Origin of the sequence: Exiguobacterium sp. s22 (genome assembly GCF_018617455.1) — a bacterium.
Taxonomy (GTDB): domain Bacteria; phylum Bacillota; class Bacilli; order Exiguobacteriales; family Exiguobacteriaceae; genus Exiguobacterium.
The window spans coordinates 1-24,582 of the sequence record NZ_JACSKD010000004.1; the positions used below are offsets into that span (position 1 = coordinate 1).

The window sequence follows — 24,582 nt, forward strand, 5'->3', positions numbered from 1 at the left end:
AGCCCCCTCCGAGATGAGATTTCCCTTTGAGCAATCAAGAAAGACCCCTCAGAGACGATGAGGTAGATAGGTCATGGGTGGAAGCGTGGCGACACGTGGAGCTGAATGATACTAATCGGTCGAGGCTTTGATCTAGTCTAATGGTTTGTGTTGATGAATCCTCAGTTTTGAGAGAACAATCTCAAAAAACATATTGACATTATCGATAAATAATGTTAATATAATACTTGTCTGGTGGCGATAGCGAGACGGCCACACCCGTTCCCATGCCGAACACGGAAGTTAAGCGTCTCAGCGCCGAAAGTAGTTGGGGGATCTCCCCCTGTGAGGATAGGACGTTGCCAGGCAAGATCGTTCCGCAATAGCTCAGTGGTAGAGCAACCGGCTGTTAACCGGTAGGTCGTAGGTTCAAATCCTACTTGCGGAGCCACTTTCTCTTTTGGAGAGCTGTCCGAGTGGCCGAAGGAGCACGATTGGAATTCGTGTAGGCGGCAAAACCGTCTCAAGGGTTCGAATCCCTTGCTCTCCGCCAGTTTTTCAAATATGTAATGGCCCGTTGGTCAAGCGGTTAAGACACCGCCCTTTCACGGCGGTAACACGGGTTCGAATCCCGTACGGGTCACCATTTAATTTTATATCGTCGCGGGGTGGAGCAGTCTGGTAGCTCGTCGGGCTCATAACCCGAAGGTCGTTGGTTCAAATCCAGCCCCCGCAATTAAGTCCGGTCTCGTGGTGTAGGGGTTAACATGTCTGCCTGTCACGCAGAAGATCGCGGGTTCGAATCCCGTCGAGACCGCCATTTTTATTTTAAATCAATATACTACATATGGCTTTGTAGCTCAGTTGGTAGAGCAAAGGACTGAAAATCCTTGTGTCGGCGGTTCGATTCCGTCCAAAGCCACCATATGTGGGGGGGTAGCGAAGTGGCTAAACGCGGCGGACTGTAAATCCGCTCCCTCGGGTTCGGCGGTTCGAATCCGCCCCCCCCCACCACTTAGGGGCATAGTTTAGCGGTAGAACTACGGTCTCCAAAACCGTCAGCGCGGGTTCGATTCCTGCTGCCCCTGTTTTAATTTCATCATGGCGATTGTGGCGAAGTGGTTAACGCACCGGATTGTGATTCCGGCATTCGAGGGTTCAATTCCCTTCAGTCGCCCCATTATTATTGGGCTGTAGCCAAGTGGTAAGGCATCGGATTTTGATTCCGACATGCGAAGGTTCGATCCCTTCCAGCCCAGCCATTTTGCGGAAGTAGTTCAGTGGTAGAATACGACCTTGCCAAGGTCGGGGTCGCGGGTTCGAATCCCGTCTTCCGCTCCAATGACTTTTGGCGCCATAGCCAAGTGGTAAGGCAGAGGACTGCAACTCCTTTATCGTCGGTTCGATTCCGACTGGCGCCTCCAACATAATATGCCGGTGTGGCGGAATTGGTAGACGCGCACGACTCAAAATCGTGTTCCTCTGGAGTGTCGGTTCGACTCCGACCACCGGTATCCGTATGACTCTAACTGAGGTTAGGGTCTTTTTTGTGTTCTCTATCCTTTTTTGAGAAGGAAGGACATTCATTCAGCTCGAATGTTTTAACAAGAAGAAACGAGGTGGATGTTATTCAATATACAGAACAATCAAATCGTTTCATCCGATTTGCTGACAACGAATGTGTCGGATCGAGTCGCTTATACGAAGTGCTGGCTCGAGAAGTGGCCCAGCATGAATGGCTCTTATCTTTGTGTGAAGATATACCAAAGGGACAACCTGCTCCAAATCTATTGTTTGCCGCCGTTCATGAGCTGGTACTTCAACACTCTGCTGATGAGTTGGCCACCTATTATCCTAGCGTGACACAATCTCCAAAACAGGCTGAAGATGTATTTCCCTCTTTTTTAGCATTTTGCCATACATACGAAAGTGAAATCCGTCATCGATTGAGACCCGTCGTGTGCAAACGAACGAGGTTCAACGATGCGCCTACTTGTATCCGATCTTTTCGAAGATTCAACAACAGACGAAGCGACCACTCGGACTGCTTGAAATCGGAACGAGTGCAGGACTTCAACTATTTGTTGATCAGTACGCTTATGAGTATAATGGTGTCCCATTCAATCGGATAAACGCCTCATCAGTAAACATCTCAGCGACCGTCGAATCGAACGAACCACTCCATCTCGAGGCTACGACGTCACTAGACATCGGAACGCGTCTTGGTGTCGACTTGAACATTGTAGATTTGACAGATGAAGCAGAGCGGTCGTGGTTGAATGCGTTAATTTGGCCAGAACATGAGACACGGCGGCAACTGCTCGAGGCTGCCATGAATGAAGTCGATTTTAATACGGTGACGCTCATTGAAGGGGATGGCGTGACGATGCTACAAGAACTTGTATCACGTGTGCCGGAGACAGAGACGCTATGTATCTTCCATACACACGTTGCGAATCAGATGTCACGTCCCATTAACGAAGAACTCTTGAGGCAAGTCGAGCGAATTGGACAATCACGAGACGTCTTCCATATCTATAACAATGTTCAAGATCGTTATCTACACGTCGATTTGTATCTGGATGGTCAACTCACAGCGGTGACGTATGCAGAAACGGAGGGACATGGCCGTCAATTTCAAATCATGACACCACTCGATTCCTTGTTTCATCAAGGTTCATTTGAATGATTAAGGTATACCAAGATATTATTTCTAATGATTTTAGAAAAACTTACGAATACTTGTTGACAGTTTAATAGTATAGGTGTATATTAACTATAGTCGCTTGAACGACAACAATATTTCATGCGGGTGTAGTTTAATGGTAAAACCTCAGCCTTCCAAGCTGATGACGAGAGTTCGATTCTCTTCACCCGCTTCACATCTCTCTGCCGAGTGGCGGAGAGATTTTTTGTATGCGAAAATATATAGAGGAGGTGAACGGAATGGACTCGTACACATTAAAGCAACAAATCATCGAGTACGCCGAGACCATTGGGATTGATGAGTTGAAAGTGACGACGGCTGATCCGTTCATCGTCATGAAACAGCGACTTATTCGGCAACAAGAGAAAGGGTTTGCCTCTGGGTTTGAAGAGCCCGACTTAGAGAAACGTACGAACCCGGAACTCTTACTTGAAGAAGCCCAGTCGATCATTGCGATCGCCATTGCCTATCCAAGTAAGTTGAAGGACGCACCACGTAGTGTCGCTGGCGAGAGACGAGGACTATTTGCTCGTGCCTCATGGGGACTGGATTATCACCGCGCCGTCGGTAATCGATTAGAGAAGCTTCAATCGTACATTGAAGAATTGGTTCCAGGCGTCCGAACGCGCTCGATGGTCGACACGGGTGAGCTCGTCGACCGGGCCGTCGCTGAACGTGCCGGGATCGGCTTTAGCGGGAAAAACTGTTCGATCATCTCACCTGAAAAAGGATCCTATCTTTATTTAGGCGAAATGATTTTAGATGTTTACTTGCCGCCGGATGAAGCGATTGAAGATGGGTGTGGCGACTGTGATAAATGTATGACGGCCTGTCCGACGACGGCACTCGTTGAACCTGGTGTCCTCGACGCGAAGCGCTGTATCGCTTATCTCACGCAGATGAAGACGTTGATGCCACGAGAGTTTCGTTCAAAACTTGGTGGACGACTATATGGATGCGATACGTGTCAGCAAGTCTGTCCATATAATCGCAAAAAGGATTGGCGTCACCACGAAGAACTGTTGCCGGAAGCTGAGATTGTCAAACCGCTCTTAGAGCCACTTTTGACATTGAGCAATCGAGAGTTCAAACAAAAGTTTGGACACTTGTCGGGCGCATGGCGTGGGAAGAAACCGATTCAACGAAATGCGATTTTAGCACTCGCGCACTACCGTGAACCTTCAGCAATTCCAATCTTACGAGAATTCATCAAACAGGATGAACGAGAAGACATGCGCGCAACGGCTGTTTGGGCAATCGGTGCCATTCTTGGACCTGATGCCGATTCGATGTTTGAAGAGATTGAACGAAATGAAACGTCTGATATGGTTCATGAAGAGATTCGTATCTATCGAGAGGAGTGGGCACATGAAGATCGTGTCGTCTAAATGGGGACCGTTAGCGTATGAATTAAACGCAGCAGGCAAACTGACGGCTCTTGAGTTCACACCACATGAACCGACAGAAGAAGCACCTGAGTGGTTGCGAGATCTCATGGTGCGAGTTGAGCAGAATGGATTCCATGAAGCAGATCGTGCCTACGTCGAAATGAACGGGACACCGTTTCAACAGGACGTCTGGGATGCGCTCTTGACCATTCCATATGGTGAGACACGCACGTATAAACAAATCGCTGAACAAATCGGTCGACCGAAAGCCGTTCGCGCCGTCGGTCAGGCGCTCAATCGAAATCCGTTGCCGATTCTGTTTCCGTGTCACCGTGTCATTGGAAGCAGTGGAAAACTTGTCGGTTTTGCGGGAGGGTTGTCCGAAAAACAACGCCTTCTAGAATTTGAAATGAAAAAGTGAGGGAAATCAATCATGGCGATTCATGTCGTAATGTTTCAACCAGAAATACCAGCAAATACAGGGAACGTCTCACGGACGTGTGCGGCGACGAACTCGGTCCTTCATTTGATCCGTCCGCTAGGGTTCTCGACGGATGATAAAATGTTGAAGCGTGCCGGTCTCGACTATTGGCAATTTGTCGATGTACGCTATCATGACTCGTTAGAAGAGCTATGGGAGAAACATCCGGACGGACAGTTCTTCTACATCACGAAGTACGGGGAGCAGTACCCGAGTGATTTAGACGTTTCAGATGTGGACGGTGACTATTTCTTCGTCTTTGGTCGTGAAACGAAAGGATTGCCGATGGAAGTCATCGAGAACAACTTGGACCGCTGTATCCGCCTACCACAATCGAATCTCGTCCGTTCATTGAACGTATCCAATACGGCAGCCATCATTGTCTATGAAGCGCTTCGCCAACAAGGATATGCAGGATTGAAATAAAAAAAAAGAGCCGGATTCGTTAGAATCCCGGCTCTTATTCGTTACCCTCAGGTTTACGGTTATATCCAGCTGTCAAAATTGCTGAGAGGAAGACGACGCTGATTCCAACCATCAATAATAGGCCCATCCAAAAATCCCCCTTTTATTCTCCATAACTATAAATAGTATAATATACTTGGTAGGTGAATTGCACTGAATATAAGAAATTACTGTGAAATTGGAGAAGGAACATGAAAACGAATGTGTATTTATTAAGCTATGCCCCGCTCATCGGAATTATTTTGTTTTCCATGTCGCTAGCGATTGCGACATCCGAGTACGTGATCCAATGGCTGAATCAAATTGGTGTATATAGTGAAATTATCGAACTCTTATCTGTGCAAGAAACGAAAGTGCTTGTGCTCGTCGTATTCTTCACGGTTTTCTTTATGCTGTTTAGCGCTTTTAAATTGGTCGCCGATACGTTCAATCAACTCGGCTTCGCCTTTTTTGCGCGCGAAACGAACGGGACATCGCTTCATCGATTGAAGCCCGGGGCCATCATTTTCCTAATCGGATCGGGGATCAGTTTTCTCTTTTTGAACACCTTACTCGCCGTCCTTGCCGTCCTCGTCGGTACGCTCTTGATGTATCTCTTTTACTACGTCTGGCAAGTGAGCCAATCGATGTCTGTCCCACGCGCCATCGGCTTGTTGCTTATGCAGGCCGTCATGTGGGCGACGTTAATCAGCGGATTAGGTTGGTCGATCCTTCGCTTGTTTAACTCTGTCGGAGATATCATCTTATGATGTATGCTTTTGAACCGACGATTGACGTGTTAGAAGCCTGGTCTCATACATTTGTTCCGGAAGAGACCTTGTATTGGATTGATTCGTCATTTCTTGAAAGTTTACCGAGTTCTTGTCTCGTGATTCCGAGACAGGAATTCTTTCATCATCCGCTGTACCGACGGCCCGACATCACGAATCCGTATGTGACCTGGCAGATGGGGCAAGAGGTTACATATATTGTGCATGCGTTTTCTCCATTTTTACATGAATTACAAGACCAAGTTAGAAAACGTCTGTTGGAATACCAAGTGACGACCCATCGCGGTCTCATTTTACCAATCAGCGTTACACAGACGACGAATTGGTCAGATGACGCAATCGTGGAGAAGGATGGGGCACATTTCCTCGTCTTGCATCACGCAAATTGGAATGCGCTCAAAATGGAGATGCGATATTCGCTTCTACTCGACTATGCGAAGGAGTGGGACACATGGGAAGGGGAAACCTATGATGACTCGATCGCTTCGCATCTTAAGGGATATGTAAATCGGTTTCCAATCAAGGACGGAAGTAACTGTCTTGCGGCGACACTGTTTGCGATCACAGGAAATGAAGAGATGGTTCACCAGTGGATTCATCCAGAGACGTTTTTACAAACGTTAAAATTAAGTGGATATGACTCGGTAGAGGATCATCGTCCAACAGCAGGAGACGTCATGACGTTTTGGAATACACAGGGGCAACTGGTTCATGCTTGTTACTGTGTGCGTGAGGATCTCTACTTCAATAAACATGGTCAAGTTCGTTTCAATCCTTGGAAACTCATCCAGTCAGACGAACTTAAGACACATTGGGGCACATATCGACTACAAATCGCGCGCAAGAAATAAGAAAGAGTCAGCCGATGAAGGCTGACTCTTTTAATGTGCTTCCGTCCAGACAATCGCTGGATACGCACGGTTAGCGAGATCTGGGAAGGGACGTGGCGTGTCGGCACCTAGCCAGATGGCGGTGATGGTACGGTTGGTTAGTCCAACGTACCACATGTCTTTGTTGTCGTTCGTCGTACCAGTCTTGCCTCCGAGATATTCATAATCCGCTTTCACTCGATTCGCATATCGTCCCGTTCCGTAAGTCGTGACGGTCGATAATGCCTTCTTCATTACGTTCACGGTATCCGATGACCAAATAGGTTCTTCCGTTAATTTTGGCGTCAATGTCGGCTCACCCGATTTAAAGGTGATTTGTTTAATCGTATGCCCAGATGTATAGACACCTTTGTTTAAGAATGGCGTGTAGGCGGCCGCTAGTTCTTTTGGGGAGACCCCTTGCGTAAGACCACCGAGGGCACTCGCTAAATTCTCATCTTTTTCATCCCATTGACTAAACATCATGTCTGCTGTTTTGTAGGCACGCTCTTGATCAATGGCTGAGAAGGCGGCGAGAGCAGGGGTGTTATACGAGTAAGCGACGGCATCTTTCAATAAGACATCGCCTAACACGCGGTCGTGACTATTTCCTGGACAGTAGGACCCGTAACAGGTCGGACGGCCATCGAGTACCGTTTCAAGCGTCGCACCCGTCTCTTCGATGAATGGTGCGAACACGAGGACAGGTTTGATGGCAGATCCCGGTTGACGATACGCTTGAGTCGCGCGGTTGAACTCCCCGACTTGAGTCATTTCCGAATCAACCATCGCCACAATCCTTCCTTGAGGTGTCAGTTCCGTATAGCCACCGTTTACACCAGGAGGTAGTTGACTCATCACACGTTTGGCTTGGTTTTGTTTCCCCGTCGACAAATAGGTCTCAATCGTCGCTTCGTGGGTGGATAAGTAATCTCTTGCTTCAGTGTCATCTAAATCATATCGTGAGCGAACCAATTGAATGGCCTCGCGGACAGCCGTATCCATATAATCCGGATATTGAATCGATTGACTGCGAAACGACGCTTGTAGCTTGACGCCATGATACTGATCGTAGGCACTCTTCGAGAGAACACCCGCTTCAAACAGTTGCGTCAAAATGCGGTCCTTCCGCTCGAAAAAGGCGTCGGAGGGATTGAGCGGATCATAAAGTGACGGGTTATTCGGCACCGTCAACAAGTAAGCGAGTTGATTCCAATTCAAGTCGTCGAGCGGTCTTGAAAAGTATGTATCGGCTGCAGATTGAATGCCATATACATTATGTCCAAAAAAAATAACGTTGCTATAAGCTGTCAAAATTTCTTTCTTGCTATAATTTTCTTCTAGCGCTCGCGCAAGCAATAACTCTTTCACTTTGCGTTCATATGTCCGTTCATGTGTGAGATACACGTTCCGTGCCAGCTGTTGCGTGATTGTACTCCCACCTTGGACAGATGTCTCGTTCGCGTTATTGATAAATGCTCGGGCAATCCCGCTCAAATCATAACCGGGATGGGCATTAAATTTGCGGTCCTCGATGGTCGTGATCGCATCTTGAATATGTTCGGGTAACGCTTTCGGAGACACGTCATTTCTGCGGCCAGCCAAGTAGATCTGCTGTTCTCCACCGTTGTATGCGAGTGTGATGGCATGCTTTGACGAGAGTGGTTGTGCCGATACCAGCTCTTGTCCCCAGGAGAGAATTTCATCTGCCTGATTGATTTCTTCTTTCAATGCTGTCGCAAGCGACAAGGAAGCGGCTAAAAGTCCTGCAAAAAATAGGGTTCCAATCCAAGCTCTCATCTTTTCACCTCTCTCTATACATTATATCGTCCGATTTACAAAAAAATAAAAATGTAAACGTTATCATATAATAATTCGAGAAGGAATACTTTAGGAAAGAGCGAAAAAGGGTAAAAGAGGTTGTATATTACGATTTTGAGGAGGCTTATTATTTATGAAGCAAGAAATGGTTGCGATGCTCCTTGCGGGAGGAGAAGGAAAACGATTGGGGCCTCTCACGCGAAAAACGGCGAAACCGGCCGTTCATTTCGGCGGAAAGTACCGCATTATCGATTTCCCATTGTCAAACTGCACAAACTCGGGAATTACAACAGTCGGGGTATTGACGCAATACGAGCCACTTGAATTAAATCGTTACTTAGGAATCGGGACGGCGTGGGATTTAGATCGTCGCAACGGGGGATTAGCAATTCTCCCACCTTATCAAGCACAGTCGGGGAAAAATTGGTATGAAGGAACGGCGAATGCAATCTATCGTAACTTGAGCTATATCGACGATTACGACCCGGATTACGTATTAATTTTATCGGGAGACCACATTTACAAAATGGACTACGAGAAGATGCTCGAAGCCCATAAAGAGAAGCAGGCCGACGTAACCATTTCGGTCATGGAAGTACCTTGGGATGAAGCGTCACGTTTCGGGATTTTAAACACAGCGGATGACCTTCGCATCAACGAGTTTGAAGAGAAGCCTGAAGAGCCGAAGAGCAACTTGGCCTCGATGGGGATCTACATCTTCAACTGGAGTGTCTTACGCGAACATTTAATCAAAGATGCTGAAGATGAAACATCGAGCTTTGACTTCGGGAAAAATATCATTCCAAATACACTACTTCAAGGTCTTGACGTCTTCGCCTATAAATTTAAAGGCTACTGGAAAGACGTCGGAACCATTCAATCGCTCTGGGAAGCGAATATGGATCTCTTGGAAGAAGAGCCGCCGTTCGATTTGTATGACCCGGAATGGAAAATCTATTCGGTCAACCCAAATCAGACGCCTCAGTATATCGGGAAAGATGCCTGTGTCGAGCAGTCCGTCATCAACGAAGGGTGTCATATCGAAGGGGAAGTCCAACATTCGGTCTTATTCTATGACGTACGTGTCGGAGAAGGATCGCTCGTCAAAGACTCGGTCATCATGCCGGGAGCCAGAATCGGGAAGGATGTAACAATTCACAGAGCCATTGTCGCAAGCTGTGCAGTCATCGAAGACGGCGCGACAGTCGGTGAGCCGGGTGGTGAAATCGTTGTTATTGAACCACACGAAAACATTGAAAGCGGCACCGTCTTCAAACAACGAGTTTGATACGAGTAAAGAGACACGCAAGGAGGCGTTACTGTTGACGAACGATTTATTAGGGGTCATTAACTTAGGCACGGAACAAGGATTATTCCCAGAATTCACAAGACATCGCAATTTGGCGTCAGTCCCATTCTCGGGACGATATCGTCTGATTGACTTTACATTGACGAATATGATTACACAAAACATCAGTCAAGTCGGGATCTTTACGTTAGACAAGTATCGTTCTTTGATGGACCACCTCGGCTCGGGGAAAGAGTGGGACTTAGACCGCTCACAAGGTGGACTTCACATCTTCCCACCAGCGCTGAAGCCTGACGGAGAAGCGTACCTTGGCGACTTGGCCAACTTCTCGATGCACCGTGAACACTTTATCCGCAGCAAGCAGCCGTATGTGGTCATCACAGGTTCGAACGTACTGACGACCGTCGATTATAACGATATGCTTGAACATCATAAATCGATGGGCGCGGACATCACGCTTGCCTATACGACACATGAACAGAAATGTGGCTACTGCCGTCCGATTCGTCTTGGTGAGAACGATCGCGTCGTCGGAATCTCCGAGCGAGGTTTCTCACCGGATGATGAATATACCTATACGGAAACCATCATCATGTCGAAAAACCTCTTTATGCGTCTCGTCGATGAAGCGACTTCGAAAGGTGAGTATGATTTATTAGACGGCGTCATTCGTCCGCAACTCCATCGTCTTCACGTCCATGGCTATCACTATGTCGGGAAAATGCAGGTCATCCATTCAGTACTTTCTTATTATAACGAGAGTATGCGATTACTCCGTGGCGAAGGTATCATCTATGACTTCCCACATATCTATACGAAAATCAAACATGAGCCACCGACTCGTTACTTGAAAGGTTCAAAAGTAAACGAAGCGCTCGTGGCGAACGGGTGTAAGATTCATGGTGAAGTTCAAAATAGTATTCTTTTCCGTGGTGTTCAAGTCAGTAAACATGCACGTGTGAAAAACTCGATCATTTCGTCGAAGTCAATCATTGAAGAAGGGGCTGTCGTCGAGAATGCGATTTTGGATAAAGAAGTCGTGGTAAAACGAGGACAAGTCATTCGAGGCACAATCGACGAACCGATTGTTATCGCGAAACGAACAGTAGTGTGAGGAGGATTTTATGAAAATTTGGTATGTTGCTTCAGAAGCGGCACCGTTTATGAAAACGGGGGGGCTAGCCGACGTTGTCGGTTCGCTCCCCCAAGCGGTGGCGAACCTAGGAGAAGAAGTCAGTGTCGTCATGCCGAAATACGGATCGATCGCTAAAGAGTACGTGGACGAGATGGAATATTTATTCGACCTCATTGTTCCAGTCGGTTGGCGTAAACAATTCGGTGCGGTTCTTAAATTAGAGCGTGATGGCATTACGTATTATTTCATCGATAACGAATATTACTTTAAACGTGACGGGGTCTTATACGGACACTTTGATGATGCCGAACGTTTCGCTTTCTTCTCACGTGCCGTACTCGAGATGATTGGAAAAATGGAAGAAGTGCCTGATGTCCTGCATTGTCATGACTGGCAGACAGGTATTTTACCGGCCTTCTTACGAATTCATTATCAACATATTGAAGCGTATCAACGCATTCGCACTGTGTATACCATCCATAACCTGCAATACCAAGGAATCTTTCCAGAAGAGATTCTTGGAGAATTGCTACAGTTCGGTCCTGAACATTTCACGGCTGAAGGAATTCAACATAACGGTCTCGTCAATTACATGAAAGCCGGCATCGTCCATTCCGATCAAATCACGACCGTCAGCCCGTCGTATCGCGACGAAATCATGGAACCCTATTACGGTGAAGGGTTAGACGGGGCGTTGCGTCATCGCGCGGTCGACGTACGTGGTATTTTGAACGGAATTGATTTGGCGACAAACGATCCGAATACGGATCAACGGATTGCAGAGACGTATAATCTCGACACCTACAAAGAAGGAAAAGTTGTCAACAAGCGGGCATTACAAGAGCGACTTGGTCTTGAAGTGCGAGACGATGTCATGCTCATCGGTTTTGTCAGCAGACTCGTTGACCAAAAGGGGCTCGATTTAATCAACGGTGTCCGTGAAGAACTTGGACAGCTTCCTTGCCAGTTCGCGTTCCTCGGTTCGGGACAACCGGAATATGAAGGGATCGTTCACGAGATGACAGCTGCTCACCCGGGGAAAGTCGGGTCATATATCGGTTTCGACATCGAACTCGCCCACTTGATTTACGCGGGATCGGATGCCTTTTTAATGCCGTCACGTTTTGAGCCTTGTGGACTCAGTCAATTGATTTCTATGCGATATGGAACGTTACCAATCGTACGTGAGACGGGTGGACTACGGGATACGGTGAAACCTTATAATGAGTTCACGCAAGAAGGAACCGGGTTCGGCTTTGCAAACTATAATGCTCACGAGATGTTGGCGACGATCGAAAAAGCCATTCGTGTCTATTATGAAAAAGAAAATTGGCATGCCCTCGTCCATCAGGCGATGACCGCGGACTATAGCTGGAAACAATCTGCCAAGCAATATCGTGAGTTATATCATTTATTCGCATGAGTGGAAGGAGCTAACTTGATTTATGTTCACAGATAAACAGAGCTTTGTCGACGCGTTAAAAGAACGGTTCATCGCATTAAATGGGAAATCGATCGAAGATGGGACAGAGCAGGAAGTGTATCAAACATTGGCAACGATGGTACGCGAGCAGGCCATGCCCAAATGGATTCACACGCGTGACCGTCAAGAAGAAAAACACAGTAAGCAAGTCATTTATTTCTCTCTTGAATTTTTATTAGGACGTTTTTTATACAATAACCTCCTCAGTCTAGATGTACTAGAGCTCGTTAAAGAAGGGCTTGAAGACCTCGGATACGACTTCACCGAGATCACCGAGTGGGAACCTGAACCGGGTCTTGGGAACGGGGGACTCGGACGATTGGCAGCTTGTTTCCTGGATTCCTTAGCCGCACTCAGTTTACCTGGGCACGGGAACGGGATCCGCTATCGATATGGACTCTTCAAACAAAAAATTGTAGACGGGTATCAGGTCGAGCTGCCGGATAACTGGCTCCGTGACGGCAATATGTGGGAGACGAGACGTCAGGATAAGGCGGTCGAGATCAATTTCGGTGGTTGGATCGAGATGAAGCAAATCGGAGACCGGTTGCGCGTCGTTCATCACCCGGATGAGGTTGTTCTTGCCGTTCCATATGATATGCCGATTATCGGATATCAAAATGATGTCGTGAATACGTTACGTCTTTGGAACGCAGAATCGCCGCTTGACGATGAGGCGTATTTAGAGAAAACGAAAGGGACGTATAAAGACCTGTTGAAACACAAACAGTCGATTGCGACCATTTCAGAATTTCTCTATCCGGATGATACGACCTATGAAGGAAAAGTATTACGTTTGAAGCAACAATACTTCTTTGTATCGGCAGGCATTCAATCGATGCTCGCTTCCTATGTGAAACGGAATAAGTCACTCAAGCAATTAGGTGATCATTATGCGATTCACATCAACGACACGCATCCGGTCGTCGCGATTCCTGAATTGATGCGCATCTTGATGGACGAGCATGGATATGGGTGGGACGAAGCATGGCGCATCACGAAGAGTGTCATGTCGTTCACGAACCATACACTACTCGCAGAAGCATTAGAGAAATGGCCGGTCGAGATGTACCAGCGCCTTTTGCCGCGCGTGTATCAAATCATCGAAGAAATCAACCGACGTTTCTGTCGAGACGTACTCGTCAACTATCCGCATCTCGAACCCCACATGGGCGAGATTGCAATTGTGTCAAACGAGCAGATCAATATGGCCAATCTTGCTGTCGTCGGTTCTCATTCCACGAACGGCGTAGCGCAAATTCATACGGATATTTTAAAACAGCGTGAGATGCGTTACTTATATGAGATGTTCCCGCTTCGCTTCAACAACAAGACGAACGGGATCACTCACCGCCGCTGGCTCTTGAAGTCGAACCCGAGACTATCCGATGCCATCACGGAAGCAATCGGTCCCTCATGGGTGGAACATCCGAACGACTTGGAGAAGTTGATGGATGTCTCGAAAGACCGAAGCTTCCAAGAAAAAGTCATGGACGTGAAGCAACAAAACAAATTGGACTTAGCGGCATACATTCAAGAAGAAACGGGAGAGAAAGTGGACCCGCACTCGATCTTTGATGTACAAGTCAAACGCTTGCATGCTTATAAACGACAATTGCTGAATGCTCTTCACATCCATGCGCTTTATTTGAAAATTCAAGCAGACCCGACGTTTACGATGGTGCCTCGCACGTTTATCTTCGGCGCCAAGGCGGCACCGGGATACTACTATGCGAAAGAGATTATTCGCTATATCAATGCCCTAGCCACGCTCATCAACAAGGACAAGCGGGCAAGTCAATTCATTAAAGTCATCTTCCTTGAAAACTATCGTGTCTCCATGGCCGAACGGATTTTCCCAGGGTCTGACTTGAGCGAACAAATCTCGACTGCGAGCTATGAAGCATCCGGTACCGGAAACATGAAATTCATGATGAACGGAGCCTTGACGATTGGAACGTTAGATGGAGCCAACATCGAGATTCGTGATGCCGTTGGTGATGATCACATCTTCATCTTCGGATTATCCCCGCAAGAAGTCATGAACTATAAGAAGTTCGGGGGCTATCATGCGGCAGAGATGTATCACGCACATCAGGAAATCAAAGATGTCGTCGATGGTCTCGTCGACGGAACGTTCGATAAAGTGGGCGAATATCAATTCCAATCCATCTTCGATTCTCTCCTCGTCTACAATGATGACTTCCTCGTCTTGAAAGACTTTGTCTCGTATATGCGGGCACAGCGACGAGTCGATGAGGTGTTCAGTGATCCGTCGCGTTGGGCAGAGAGTTCCATCGTCAATACGGCGAAATCAGGGATTTTCTCGAGTGACCGTACCATTACGGAATATGCCAACGCGGTTTGGAATATCAAACCGACGAGCGTGAAATAAAAAACGATCCACCCATTATGGGTGGACCTCGTTTTCTGGATAGCTGATCCAATCAGAATAGGACCCCGGATAGAGTCGGACATCATCTTTTCCGAGCGCATGGAGCGCCAAAATGTTGACACAGGCAGTTACACCGCTACCACAATAGAAGATTGGGTTTTCGACAGGGAGAACATCTTGATACAGTTCCTTCAAGTCGTGAAAATCTTCTAATGTTCCGAGTTCGGTGATGGCCTCTGCATAGGAACAAAGTAACGCATTGGGGATGTGACCTGCTTTTTGGTCAATCGGTTCGTGTGTGCCATTGAAGCGATCTTCGGTTCGCGAATCATAAAGCGCACCAGTGGTGGCGGCTTTGACTTCCTCCAGGGTCGCAATCATGTGGTCTTGGAAGTCCGGCGTATAGTCGCTTGCCGGATAATGGGGAACATCCGTCGAGGTATCTCCGCAATAGGTGATCCCTGATTGAATGCCACCTTCTAGGACGACGACGCGCTCGTGGCCGGCCCATTTAAAGAGCCACCATGCGCGGGCTGCAAACGGGAAGCCATCATCATAAATGATGACGAGGTCTTCTTTTTTCAAACCGATGCGACGAAGTGTCGCCGTCCATGCTTCTTTCGAGGGAAGCGGATGGCGTCCGCCATGTTCGCCGAGCGGACCGGACAAGTCTTCCATCAAATCGAGAAAGACCGCGTTCGGAAGATGTCCCTTTCGGTAGACATATTTACCATAGGACGCGTCGTTTAGCGAATATCGGCAATCGATGAAACGAATCGAGTTCGTATGCACGATTTGTTTTAATTCTTGGGCACGCATTGTTGGAAACATTCATATCACCTCGAGGTTTCGTTACTCTCATCGTATACAAGATGGAAGCAATTGGCGAGTACTTCGATTGAATTTTTTAAGTGTGAAAGGGGAACTGGTCATGACATGGCAACAAACATATGAACGTTGGGATCAATTTGATGGGCTCGAACCGCATTTGCGTGCGGAACTCGAGGAACTTTCTCAAAACGAGACGACGTTAGAAGATGCGTTTTATAAGACATTGGAGTTCGGGACAGGCGGCATGCGTGGAGAAATCGGACCGGGTGCGAACCGAATGAACATTTATACGATTCGAAAAGCATCCCAAGGGTTTGCGGACTTTATCTCTGCTTCGGGGGAAGAGGCGAAACGTCACGGCGTTGTCATCGCCCATGACTCTCGTCATTTTTCACCTGAATTTGCGTTAGAGGCGGCACGGACGCTTGCCTCGAATGGTATCAAGACATACTTATTCCCAAGTCTACGTGCGACACCTGAATTGTCGTTTGCCGTGCGTCATTTGAATGCGTTCGGTGGAATCGTGATCACAGCGAGCCACAACCCGCCAGAATATAACGGGTTCAAGGTCTACGGGGCAGACGGTGGACAACTTCCGCCAGCGGAAGCGGATGAACTCGTCAGTTACGTCAATGCGATTGAAGACGAGTTGAAAATTGAGATTGAAGATGAAGCGGCGCTCCGACAAACGGGACTACTCGTCACAGTCGACCCATCAGTCGACGAAGCCTATATGGAGGCGCTCCAGTCCATTCGGATTCATCGTGACGTTCAGGACAGCCCGCTTAAAATTGTCTATTCTCCGCTCCATGGGACAGGACGTCGTCCGGTCATGGAAGGATTAAAGACGTATGGATTTGAGCACGTGACGATTGTAGACGAACAGGCAGAGCCAGACGGTGCCTTCCCGACTGTCAGCTATCCGAACCCAGAAGAAAAAGCTGCGTTCAAGCTCGCAATGGAATATGGGGACCGCGTCGGGGCTGATTTACTCATGGCAACTGACCCGGATGCGGACCGTGTCGGCTTGACGGTGCGCGGACGTGACGGAGAATGGTTCGTCTTGACCGGCAACCAGACAGGTGCACTCTTAATGGAATACATCTTGTCACAAAAGAGCGAGACGGGGACCCTCCCATCAAACGGGTTCGTTGCTAAGACAATTGTGACGTCTGAACTCGGTGCCGCGATTGCAAAAGCGTACGGCGTACATCTCGAAAATACGTTGACGGGATTCAAGTTCATCGGCGAGAAGATTAAACAATATGAAGAGTCCGGGGAATATGAATTCTTATTCGGATATGAAGAAAGCTATGGCTACTTGATTGGTGACTTTTGTCGTGACAAGGATGCCGTTCAGGCTTGCTTACTCGCAGCGGAGATGGCGGCATACCATAAACAGCATGGTCGGACGCTCTATGATGCGTTGCAGGCAATCTATGAGAAGTATGGGTTCTATGAGGAATCCCTCCAGTCGATGACGTTAAAAGGGAAGAGCGGACTCGAACAAATCGGACGAATGATGGAGGCGTTCCGCGCCAATCCACCTAAAGAAGTCGGTGGATACGAAGTCGTTCGTTTCGAAGACTATAAGAAGCAAGTGGCGACCGACCTACAGACCGACACGTCTGAAGCCATCGCGTTACCTTCATCGAACGTCTTGAAGTTCGTCTTTGCGGATGGCTCGTGGTTCTGCCTTCGTCCATCTGGCACAGAGCCGAAAATCAAGTTTTACTTCAGCGTACATGCCGATCGTGCCGAGAAGACGACCGCAAAACGTGAAGCGATTGAAGCAGATGTCATGAAGCAAGCGGAAGCGATTGATTGACGAGGAACATCACTCTAGAAATAGGGTGATGTTTTTTGTTTGACATGAAGACATCTCGCCAGTATGATGAGGATATTGTTTAAAACCGTGTAATCATATAAGGATTATAGGAAAGGCGGAGTTATTATGAAAAAGACATTAACAAGCGTACTCGCAATCGGAGCATCAGTCGGGCTTCTCGCGGCTTGTGGTAACGAAACAGACAGTGGAGCGGACGAAGCGGTAATCACGGTCGGGACAGAGGCGACATACCCACCATTCACGTACAAAGAAAAAGGTGAATTGATGGGATATGACATCGACGTCTTGAACGAAGCGGCAGAACGTGCGGGTTATAAAGTAGAGTATGAAGCGATGGACTTTAAAGGACTCGTTCCGGCACTCGACGCAGAACGCATTGACATGATTGCCAACCAAATGAGCATCACACCTGAGCGTGAAGAAAAATATGCATTCTCTGACCCATATGCGGTATCAGGTGCACAAGTCATCGTCGCATCAGATAACAATGATATTCAAGGAATCGATGACCTCGACGGTAAATTAGTCGGTTCGACACAAGGTTCTGCTTACGCACAAATGGCTGAAGAGGCCGGCGCTGAAGTGAAATTCTACAAAGGGGCGAACCAAGTCTTACAAGACCTCGAAGTGGGTCGTTTGGACGCAGCCCTCAACGACCGTCTCTTCATCTTGACGGAACTTGAAAAAACAGGATATGACGTCAAAGCGGTCGGTGATATCTTCAACACGAGTGAAGCTGGATTCATGACACGTCAAGATAGCGACGTGCTAGACAAGTTGAACGATGCGCTTGCAGAGATGAAAGAAGACGGCACGATGAAAGAAATCGGTGAGAAATACTTTGGTGAGGATATCAGTCAATGAATGAACTGATCACGACCGTCATAGATAACCGTTCGGTCTATCTTGAAGCCATCCAGCTCACGTTGATCGCCAGTGTCCTGTCGATTCTTCTCGCCTTGGCGCTTGGTCTGATCATCGCTTTACTTCATAGCAGTCCAATCAAAATCGTACGGTTGTTCACACGGACGTATATTTCTTTCTTCCGTGGAACACCGCTCTTACTTCAATTGTTGATCTTGTATGTCGGTCTCACCGGAGTCGTGCAACTCAGCGGGATGCAGGCGCTCATCTTCGGATTAGGTTTCCACTTTGCGGCCTATATCTCGGAGGCGTTCCGAGCAGCCATCAACTCGGTGGACAAAGGACAAGTGGAGGCAAGTGTCGCGCTCGGTATTCCGAAAATGAAGCGTTTCAAAGATATCATTTTCCCGCAGGCGCTCTCTCGTGCCATTCCGCCTGTCTCGAACTCGGTCATCGACATCATCAAGTCGACGTCACTCGGTACGGTCATTGCGGTACAAGAATTGACGTATGTGTCTGACCAAATTGCGGCAACGACGTATTTGGTCATGCCACTACTCTTGTTCTCAGCTTCGATTTACTGGATTTTATCGACTTTGATTCAAGCCGGTCAACATAAGCTCGAACAGCGCTATGCGATTCGATAAGAAAAAGACTCGATTCAGACGAATCGAGTCTTTTTGTATGCCTTAACGGATCACTGCTTCTGTTTCTCCGTCGAAGAAGTGTGCTTTTGTCATATCGAGTGCGAGTTCGACATCGTCACCCATGTGGATGTTTGAGCGGCCATCGACACGTGCTGTGAACTGTTGTCCACCAAGCTCTGCGTAGAGGTATGACTCTGATCCCATGAGCTCAGCGACGTCGATGTGCGCTTTGAACGTGTGTGTCGTTGGTGAGTCGATGTAGATCGGCTCATCATGGATCGACTCCGGACGAATTCCGAGAACGAGCTCTTTTCCGACATAACCACGATCACGAAGTGTTTTCATTTTTCCTTCTGGTACGTTGACTTCTTCACCGTTCGTGATGAATTTGCCTTCTGCAAGTGTCCCGCGGAAGAAGTTCATCGACGGTGAACCGATGAAGCCAGCGACGAAGATGTTGTCTGGATGGTCATATACTTCTTTCGGCGAACCGACTTGTTGGATGATTCCGTCTTTCAAGATGACAATCCGTGTAGCGAGTGTCATCGCTTCCGTTTGGTCATGGGTAACGTAAATCGTTGTTGTATCCAAGCGGTTGTGCAATTGAATGATCTCTTTACGCATTTGAACGCGGAGTTTCGCATCCAAGTTTGAGAGTGGCTCATCCATCAAGAAGACTTTTGCGTCACGGACGATTGCGCGGCCGATGGCAACACGCTGACGTTGTCCACCTGAGAGCGCTTTTGGTTTCCGCTCAAGGTATTCTTCCAATCCGAGAATGCGAGCAGCGTCTTTTACGCGACGGTCAATCTCGTCTTTCGGGAACTTACGGAGCTTTAACCCGAATGCCATGTTGTCAAAGACACTCATGTGCGGGTAGAGCGCATAGTTTTGGAAGACCATGGCGATATCACGATCTTTAGGCGCGACATCGTTCATTCGTTTCCCGTCAATGATAAAGTCACCGTTCGAAATCTCTTCAAGACCTGCGATCATACGAAGTGTTGTCGATTTACCGCAACCAGACGGTCCGACGAAGACGATGAACTCACGATCTTTAATGTGTAAGTTGAAATCGCTGACGGCTTTTACGCCACCATCGTAAATTTTATCAATATGCTCTAAACGAATTTCTGCCATGTCGTTTGCCTCCTAAAGAATCTGTTTGTATATAATAGCGCTTACAAGAACGATTATATGATGAAACCGCTTGCATTGAATATGGACAAATTGCACAAAAACCGTCAATCGGATTTGTGCAACGTGACCATGAGTTGAAGGAGACTGGCGTCATAGAACGTTCGGGCATCATAACCGGTCGTCTCAAACAGGCGATCGAGTCGATAGTTCAACGTATTACGATGCATGAATAATGCTTTGGCCGTATGAGAGACGTTCAATGAGTGATTAAACAACGCCTCCAACAGTTCGATTGTGGATAAATCGAGCGTCTCCATTAAAGGCGCAGTGATATGCTTCCGCTCTTTTAAGTCCTGTTCTTGTAGTAAATAATGGTATAATAATTGACTAGCAGGGTAAGTTTTAGTAGACAGACGAGCGTATGGCATGAGCAGCTGGTGTTGATCATAGACGCGAGCGAGAACGCCTTGTGGACGCTCGCTGTATACGGCGTACGCCTCGATAAAGCAATCACTCGCAATGGCGCGTAGTACATCTTCGAATTCTTGAAGGTCGACTAACGAATCGCGCTCGATGAGTTCGATATGTTTTTGCGTCATCAACACGATTTCTGCATGTGGCATAAAATCATGGAGGATGCTGATGAACGAGTCGAACGCATCTGCCTCTGCTTCTTGAAGCGAGAGGGAGATCAGCCGAAACGGTTGATCTAAGCGAAACGTATCATCATGCAGACGTTCTTGCCATTTGCGTTGATGGGGATCGGCTTGAAGAATCGGTGTTGCCCACATGGCTAACAGTTGCTGTTCACGTTCGGTTAACTCGAACGTCGGAATTCCAAAAATGATACCCTCTTGCGTCTCGAACCAATCAAGGTCTCCAGATGCATCTTCCGACCGATGGACAGCAGTCGGAAAAATCGATTTAATACGATCAAACGTATTCAATACTATCACCTCAACAACAATGTATCATATTTCAGATCGGAGGCTTGCAGTTTGGACGGGTTATTAAAGATATTACTCATGATTGTGATTGGAGCTACCATTGGGGGCGTGACCAATTTTCTCGCCATCAAAATGTTGTTCCGACCGCATGAGCCGAAATATATCGGTTCATTTCGGATTCCATTCACACCAGGACTCATTCCGAAACGTCGGGATGAATTGGCATCTAGTTTAGGCAAGACGGTCGTCAAACACTTGTTGACACCGGAAGGCATGCGTAGACGTCTGCTCGACGAACAGGTGACGACACATATCACACACTTCGCGCAACAAGAAGTTCAAACGATGTTACGCTCGGATAAGACGGTTCGTGAGCTAGTGGAACCTCTTTATCCGAATGCGGAGACACGGATTCTCGCGTTGGCAGACGACAAATTGCGTGATGAGTTAGCGAGTGTCCTAAAAGAAGTGAAAGAGCGAAAATTGTATGAGGTTCTCGGCGAAGAGGGGATGGACCGTGTGCGCGCACTCATTCCTGAGATTGTAGAGGCGCTTCTCGTCAAGTCAGAGGAGTACTTCTATTCACCAGAAGGTGAGGCACAACTTCGCCACATGGTCGATTCGTTCGTCCAGCGTCGCCTCGGATTTATCGCAGGGTTCATTCAAAATATGAACTTTGTCGAGATGGTTCGACCAGAAATCGTCAACATCTTACGTGGTCAATCGACCCGTGACGGAATGACGACGATGATCACGCGTGAATTTGAGCGATTCAGTGAGAAGACGGTCGATACGTTAATCGATGATCGACTAGAAGCCCGCCTGATCGATGGCATCGTCGAACAAGTCATTACCCGTCTGCCAATCGGGCAACTGTTGGATCGTCCGGTCGCATCGTACACACACTCCGTTGAATCCCGTGTCGTCGACGAACTCGTCCCACAAGGTGTTACCCTTGTTATTGAGCGCTTCACGAATCAAATGGAGACAATCATGGACCGATTGAAGATTGATAAAATTGTACAAGAACAAGTCCAATCACTCGACACGTCATACCTCGAAGAGATCGTTTTATCTATCTCAAAACGAGAGTTCCGGGCAATAACATGGCTTGGCGCGCTGTTAGGTGGTATGATTGGGTTGATTCAAGGGTTGATTGCTATCTTGTGATGGCTTGACCCTAATAGCATTTAGGAGGACGTTACATGTCACAAACAAACTTGTACGACCAAGCTTACCAATTGGAGAAAGCACTTCGCGATTCTGAAGAGTTCACAACACTCTCTTCTTTATACGATCGTGTCAATGCGGATGCGGAAGCGAACCAGTTGTTCGCTGACTTCCGTAACATCCAAATGACGCTTCAACAAAAGCAAATGCAAGGAGAGGAAATCTCTGAGCAAGAAATGATGGATGCGCAAACGAAAATGATGAACGTTCAACAGAACGAATTGATCATGGAGCTCATGCAAGAAGAGCAACGCATGCACCAACTCGTTACAGAAGTAACGAAAATCATCATGAAACCACTTGAGGAGCTTTACGCGCCGATGGTGAACGAAAACGAAGTTCAATAAGATGTGATGAGCGGATGGCTTTCGAGCCATCCGTTTTTTGTTGATGAGATTGTCACACGCTTGAAGTAAGCGCTTACATATAATGGGTTATAATGAAGTTGTGACAATAGTGAAAGGGTGAATCAGCATGATCACGGTGATAATCCTTTTAGGGATGATTTTCTTTTTTATAGCAGGATGGTTACGGGCGGACGTGGTGGCCTTGATTGGACTCGTTTGCCTCGTGCTCACACAACAATTGACGCCAAGTGAGGCGATGGCTGGTTTCTCCAATCCGGTCGTCTTGATGATTGCTGGACTGTTCGTGGTCGGAGCGGGATTGTTTCATTCTGGTCTGGCGGAACGGTTGGCTTCTTTACTTATTCCATACGCGGGTGGGAGTGCGACGCGATTATTCTACCTGTTTATGTTGACGGTGACGCTCTTGTCGAGTGTCATGTCCAATACGGGCACCGTCGCCTTGCTCATTCCCGTTGTGATGGTAATGGCACGAAAAATCCAACAGTCTACAGATTCTTATCTCATGCCACTCGCCTTTTTTTCTAGCATTGGTGGAACGATGACACTGATTGGGACTCCTCCCAATCTTGTTGCGGCAGAAGCGCTCCGTGGAATCACAGATGAACCGCTCGGATTCTTTTCATTGTTTCCAATTGGTCTGGTCGTGATGGTGATCGGACTGATTTATTTCCGGCTAATCGGGAACCGCTTACTCGATCAAGGTGGTGCGAAACATTGGTCGAAAACGGAGGTGAGTGAGCCATTGCGCCCAAACGTCTATGTGATGTCGATTGCAAAGAGTCATCCGTTAATTGGGAAACAGTTACGTGACCTTCCATGGTCTCATGAAGGGGTTATAGTCTTGAAGGAACGAGTTCATGGACGACACCATCATGAGACGGCTCATGCGGACACCGTACTACGTCCCGGAGAATTACTTGTCAGCGGCGAGGAACGGCACGTTCGGAACTTTTCTGAAAAAGAACAGATTCCATTTGAACCGATTGAGGCCACCCGTGTAGATGATCAAACCGGAGGGGTTCTCCTGTTCACGGTCCCAGGGGTGAGTCGACTAATCGGGAAGCGAATCAGTGAGAGTCAGTTACGTAATCAGTTTCATGTCAATGTCTTAAAAGTCATCCGACCACAAGAAGAGATTGCACACGTGCGATTGAAAGACACGCCATTGAAACAAGGGGACATGTTGATGGTACAAGGGACATGGGATGATTTAGAGTGGATGGAGCGAGAGACACATGACCTGTTATCGAATGAACGGGTGACCGAGGTGGCCAATCGAGTCGTATCCGGGCGTCATCAGTTCGCAGCAGGCATCATCATGCTCACGTTGTTGCTCCTGTTCATATTCGAATGGGTCGACCCGACCGTTGCCGTATGGCTGGCTGCGCTAGCGATGGTGTTGAGTGGAGCTGTCCGACAGATGGACGTCGCCTATCAATCCATTCAATGGTCCTCGCTCGTCTTGATTGCGGCCATGCTCCCGGTAGGTACAGCGCTTGAAAAGGCGGGAATCATGGCATGGGTCGTTGCATGGATTGAAAGGACGTTTGCCGACTTTGGTCCCACTTGGGTACTCGTCGTCTTATTCGTCTTCACCATGATTCTTAGTCAAATCATCTCGAATACAGCGACCGCTATTTTGTTCGTCCCCCTTGCGATTGCACTCGCCGAATCGATGTCTGTCAGTCCGGTTCCATTCGTCGTTGCGGTCGCCATTTCGGCGTCGCTCGCTTTTATGACCCCATTCGGATCTCCGACAAATGCGATGGTCTTTAGTATCGGCAATTATCGATTTATGGATTTTGTCAAAGTCGGTGTGCCGTTGCAACTCATCACGGGAATTATAGGAATTCTGATGATTCTCATCCTCTTCCCATTTTGAATAGGATTTTTGGGGACAAGTA

At 47.7% G+C, this 24,582-nt stretch carries 19 protein-coding genes, 14 tRNA genes, 2 rRNA genes and 1 pseudogene; 32 read left to right on the forward strand and 4 right to left on the reverse strand.

Annotation, left to right across the window (positions count from 1 at the left end):
• The 22 genes and pseudogenes from KNO94_RS07985 to KNO94_RS08090 form a co-directional block, all read left to right on the forward strand.
• A 23S ribosomal RNA gene (locus tag KNO94_RS07985) occupies positions 1–135 on the forward strand; the annotation flags it as partial.
• A gap of 95 nt (positions 136–230) precedes the next feature.
• Positions 231–347, forward strand: a 5S ribosomal RNA gene (gene rrf, locus KNO94_RS07990).
• An 8-nt stretch (positions 348–355) separates the two neighbouring features.
• Positions 356–430, forward strand: a tRNA-Asn gene (locus KNO94_RS07995).
• An 11-nt stretch (positions 431–441) separates the two neighbouring features.
• Positions 442–532 (forward strand) — tRNA-Ser (locus KNO94_RS08000).
• 18 nt (positions 533–550) lie between these two features.
• A tRNA-Glu gene (locus tag KNO94_RS08005) sits at positions 551–625 on the forward strand.
• A gap of 16 nt (positions 626–641) precedes the next feature.
• A tRNA-Met gene (locus tag KNO94_RS08010) sits at positions 642–715 on the forward strand.
• An 8-nt stretch (positions 716–723) separates the two neighbouring features.
• Positions 724–799: transfer RNA gene (locus tag KNO94_RS08015), tRNA-Asp, on the forward strand.
• Between the two features lie 29 nt (positions 800–828).
• Positions 829–904, forward strand: a tRNA-Phe gene (locus KNO94_RS08020).
• A gap of 5 nt (positions 905–909) precedes the next feature.
• Positions 910–993, forward strand: a tRNA-Tyr gene (locus KNO94_RS08025).
• A 3-nt stretch (positions 994–996) separates the two neighbouring features.
• Positions 997–1,067, forward strand: a tRNA-Trp gene (locus tag KNO94_RS08030).
• Between the two features lie 16 nt (positions 1,068–1,083).
• A tRNA-His gene (locus KNO94_RS08035) sits at positions 1,084–1,159 on the forward strand.
• A 7-nt stretch (positions 1,160–1,166) separates the two neighbouring features.
• Positions 1,167–1,241 (forward strand) — tRNA-Gln (locus KNO94_RS08040).
• A gap of 4 nt (positions 1,242–1,245) precedes the next feature.
• Positions 1,246–1,320 (forward strand) — tRNA-Gly (locus tag KNO94_RS08045).
• Between the two features lie 9 nt (positions 1,321–1,329).
• A tRNA-Cys gene (locus KNO94_RS08050) sits at positions 1,330–1,403 on the forward strand.
• 9 nt (positions 1,404–1,412) lie between these two features.
• Positions 1,413–1,493, forward strand: a tRNA-Leu gene (locus tag KNO94_RS08055).
• Positions 1,494–1,685: 192 nt separating this feature from the next.
• A pseudogene (locus KNO94_RS08060) lies at positions 1,686–2,668 on the forward strand (DUF2332 domain-containing protein).
• Positions 2,669–2,787: 119 nt separating this feature from the next.
• Positions 2,788–2,858, forward strand: a tRNA-Gly gene (locus KNO94_RS08065).
• Between the two features lie 67 nt (positions 2,859–2,925).
• Positions 2,926–4,074, forward strand: coding sequence for a tRNA epoxyqueuosine(34) reductase QueG (queG, locus tag KNO94_RS08070; RefSeq protein ID WP_214778754.1), 1,149 nt, complete (start codon positions 2,926–2,928; stop codon positions 4,072–4,074).
• Complete coding sequence (locus KNO94_RS08075) at positions 4,055–4,495, forward strand: methylated-DNA--[protein]-cysteine S-methyltransferase (RefSeq protein WP_214778755.1); 441 nt, start codon at positions 4,055–4,057, stop codon at positions 4,493–4,495. Before queG ends, KNO94_RS08075 begins: the two co-directional genes overlap by 20 nt.
• 12 nt (positions 4,496–4,507) lie before the next feature.
• Positions 4,508–4,981, forward strand: coding sequence for a tRNA (uridine(34)/cytosine(34)/5-carboxymethylaminomethyluridine(34)-2'-O)-methyltransferase TrmL (gene trmL / locus KNO94_RS08080; protein WP_015880908.1), 474 nt, complete (start codon positions 4,508–4,510; stop codon positions 4,979–4,981).
• 230 nt (positions 4,982–5,211) lie between these two features.
• On the forward strand, positions 5,212–5,769 hold the full coding sequence (locus KNO94_RS08085) for a DUF5366 family protein (RefSeq protein ID WP_214739295.1): 558 nt from the start codon (positions 5,212–5,214) through the stop codon (positions 5,767–5,769).
• Positions 5,766–6,641, forward strand: a complete 876-nt coding sequence (locus tag KNO94_RS08090) for a hypothetical protein (RefSeq protein WP_214778758.1) — start codon at positions 5,766–5,768, stop codon at positions 6,639–6,641. The genes KNO94_RS08085 and KNO94_RS08090 overlap by 4 nt, the downstream gene beginning before the upstream one ends.
• 30 nt (positions 6,642–6,671) lie before the next feature.
• Here KNO94_RS08090 and KNO94_RS08095 read toward each other — a convergent pair whose 3' ends face one another.
• Positions 6,672–8,459: a transglycosylase domain-containing protein gene (locus tag KNO94_RS08095; protein ID WP_214778759.1), complete on the reverse strand. Its 1,788-nt coding sequence runs from the start codon at positions 8,457–8,459 to the stop codon at positions 6,672–6,674.
• A gap of 154 nt (positions 8,460–8,613) precedes the next feature.
• Here KNO94_RS08095 and KNO94_RS08100 point away from each other — a divergent pair, with 154 nt between their 5' ends.
• The 4 genes from KNO94_RS08100 to KNO94_RS08115 are packed head-to-tail and all read left to right on the forward strand — an operon-like array spanning position 8,614 to position 14,802.
• Positions 8,614–9,768 (forward strand): glucose-1-phosphate adenylyltransferase, encoded by a 1,155-nt coding sequence (locus KNO94_RS08100; protein ID WP_214778761.1) that lies wholly within the window; start codon positions 8,614–8,616, stop codon positions 9,766–9,768.
• Positions 9,701–10,903, forward strand: coding sequence for a glucose-1-phosphate adenylyltransferase subunit GlgD (glgD, locus tag KNO94_RS08105; protein WP_353047834.1), 1,203 nt, complete (start codon positions 9,701–9,703; stop codon positions 10,901–10,903). The genes KNO94_RS08100 and glgD overlap by 68 nt, the downstream gene beginning before the upstream one ends.
• A gap of 10 nt (positions 10,904–10,913) precedes the next feature.
• Positions 10,914–12,347, forward strand: coding sequence for a glycogen synthase GlgA (gene glgA / locus KNO94_RS08110; RefSeq protein ID WP_214778764.1), 1,434 nt, complete (start codon positions 10,914–10,916; stop codon positions 12,345–12,347).
• 22 nt (positions 12,348–12,369) lie between these two features.
• Positions 12,370–14,802: a glycogen/starch/alpha-glucan phosphorylase gene (locus tag KNO94_RS08115; RefSeq protein WP_214778766.1), complete on the forward strand. Its 2,433-nt coding sequence runs from the start codon at positions 12,370–12,372 to the stop codon at positions 14,800–14,802.
• A 15-nt stretch (positions 14,803–14,817) separates the two neighbouring features.
• Here the strand turns inward: KNO94_RS08115 and KNO94_RS08120 are convergent, their stop codons facing one another.
• Positions 14,818–15,633 (reverse strand): sulfurtransferase, encoded by an 816-nt coding sequence (locus KNO94_RS08120; protein WP_214778768.1) that lies wholly within the window; start codon positions 15,631–15,633, stop codon positions 14,818–14,820.
• 100 nt (positions 15,634–15,733) lie between these two features.
• Between KNO94_RS08120 and KNO94_RS08125 the strand changes: the two genes are divergently transcribed.
• The 3 genes from KNO94_RS08125 (at position 15,734) to KNO94_RS08135 (ending at position 18,993) form a co-directional block, all read left to right on the forward strand.
• Entirely contained in the window at positions 15,734–17,461 is a 1,728-nt protein-coding gene (locus KNO94_RS08125; protein WP_214778770.1) for a phospho-sugar mutase, read from the forward strand.
• A 126-nt stretch (positions 17,462–17,587) separates the two neighbouring features.
• Entirely contained in the window at positions 17,588–18,346 is a 759-nt protein-coding gene (locus KNO94_RS08130) for a transporter substrate-binding domain-containing protein (RefSeq protein WP_214739311.1), read from the forward strand.
• Positions 18,343–18,993, forward strand: coding sequence for an amino acid ABC transporter permease (locus KNO94_RS08135; protein ID WP_214739313.1), 651 nt, complete (start codon positions 18,343–18,345; stop codon positions 18,991–18,993). Before KNO94_RS08130 ends, KNO94_RS08135 begins: the two co-directional genes overlap by 4 nt.
• 42 nt (positions 18,994–19,035) lie before the next feature.
• On the opposite strand, the gene KNO94_RS08140 is transcribed toward KNO94_RS08135, so the two are convergent.
• On the reverse strand, positions 19,036–20,133 hold the full coding sequence (locus KNO94_RS08140; protein ID WP_214739315.1) for an ABC transporter ATP-binding protein: 1,098 nt from the start codon (positions 20,131–20,133) through the stop codon (positions 19,036–19,038).
• Between the two features lie 104 nt (positions 20,134–20,237).
• Positions 20,238–21,089: a PucR family transcriptional regulator gene (locus tag KNO94_RS08145; RefSeq protein ID WP_353047835.1), complete on the reverse strand. Its 852-nt coding sequence runs from the start codon at positions 21,087–21,089 to the stop codon at positions 20,238–20,240.
• Positions 21,090–21,158: 69 nt separating this feature from the next.
• Here KNO94_RS08145 and KNO94_RS08150 point away from each other — a divergent pair, with 69 nt between their 5' ends.
• From KNO94_RS08150 to KNO94_RS08160, 3 genes are all read left to right on the forward strand, one after another.
• A complete protein-coding gene (locus tag KNO94_RS08150) occupies positions 21,159–22,250 on the forward strand; it encodes a DUF445 family protein (protein WP_214742340.1) in 1,092 nt (363 codons plus the stop codon).
• A gap of 35 nt (positions 22,251–22,285) precedes the next feature.
• The gene (locus KNO94_RS08155) at positions 22,286–22,657 is read left to right on the forward strand and encodes a YlbF family regulator (protein WP_015880924.1); all 372 of its coding nucleotides are present in this window, start codon (positions 22,286–22,288) and stop codon (positions 22,655–22,657) included.
• A gap of 127 nt (positions 22,658–22,784) precedes the next feature.
• Positions 22,785–24,560 (forward strand): SLC13 family permease, encoded by a 1,776-nt coding sequence (locus KNO94_RS08160; RefSeq protein WP_214778772.1) that lies wholly within the window; start codon positions 22,785–22,787, stop codon positions 24,558–24,560.
• The last annotated feature ends 22 nt before the right edge of the window (positions 24,561–24,582 follow it).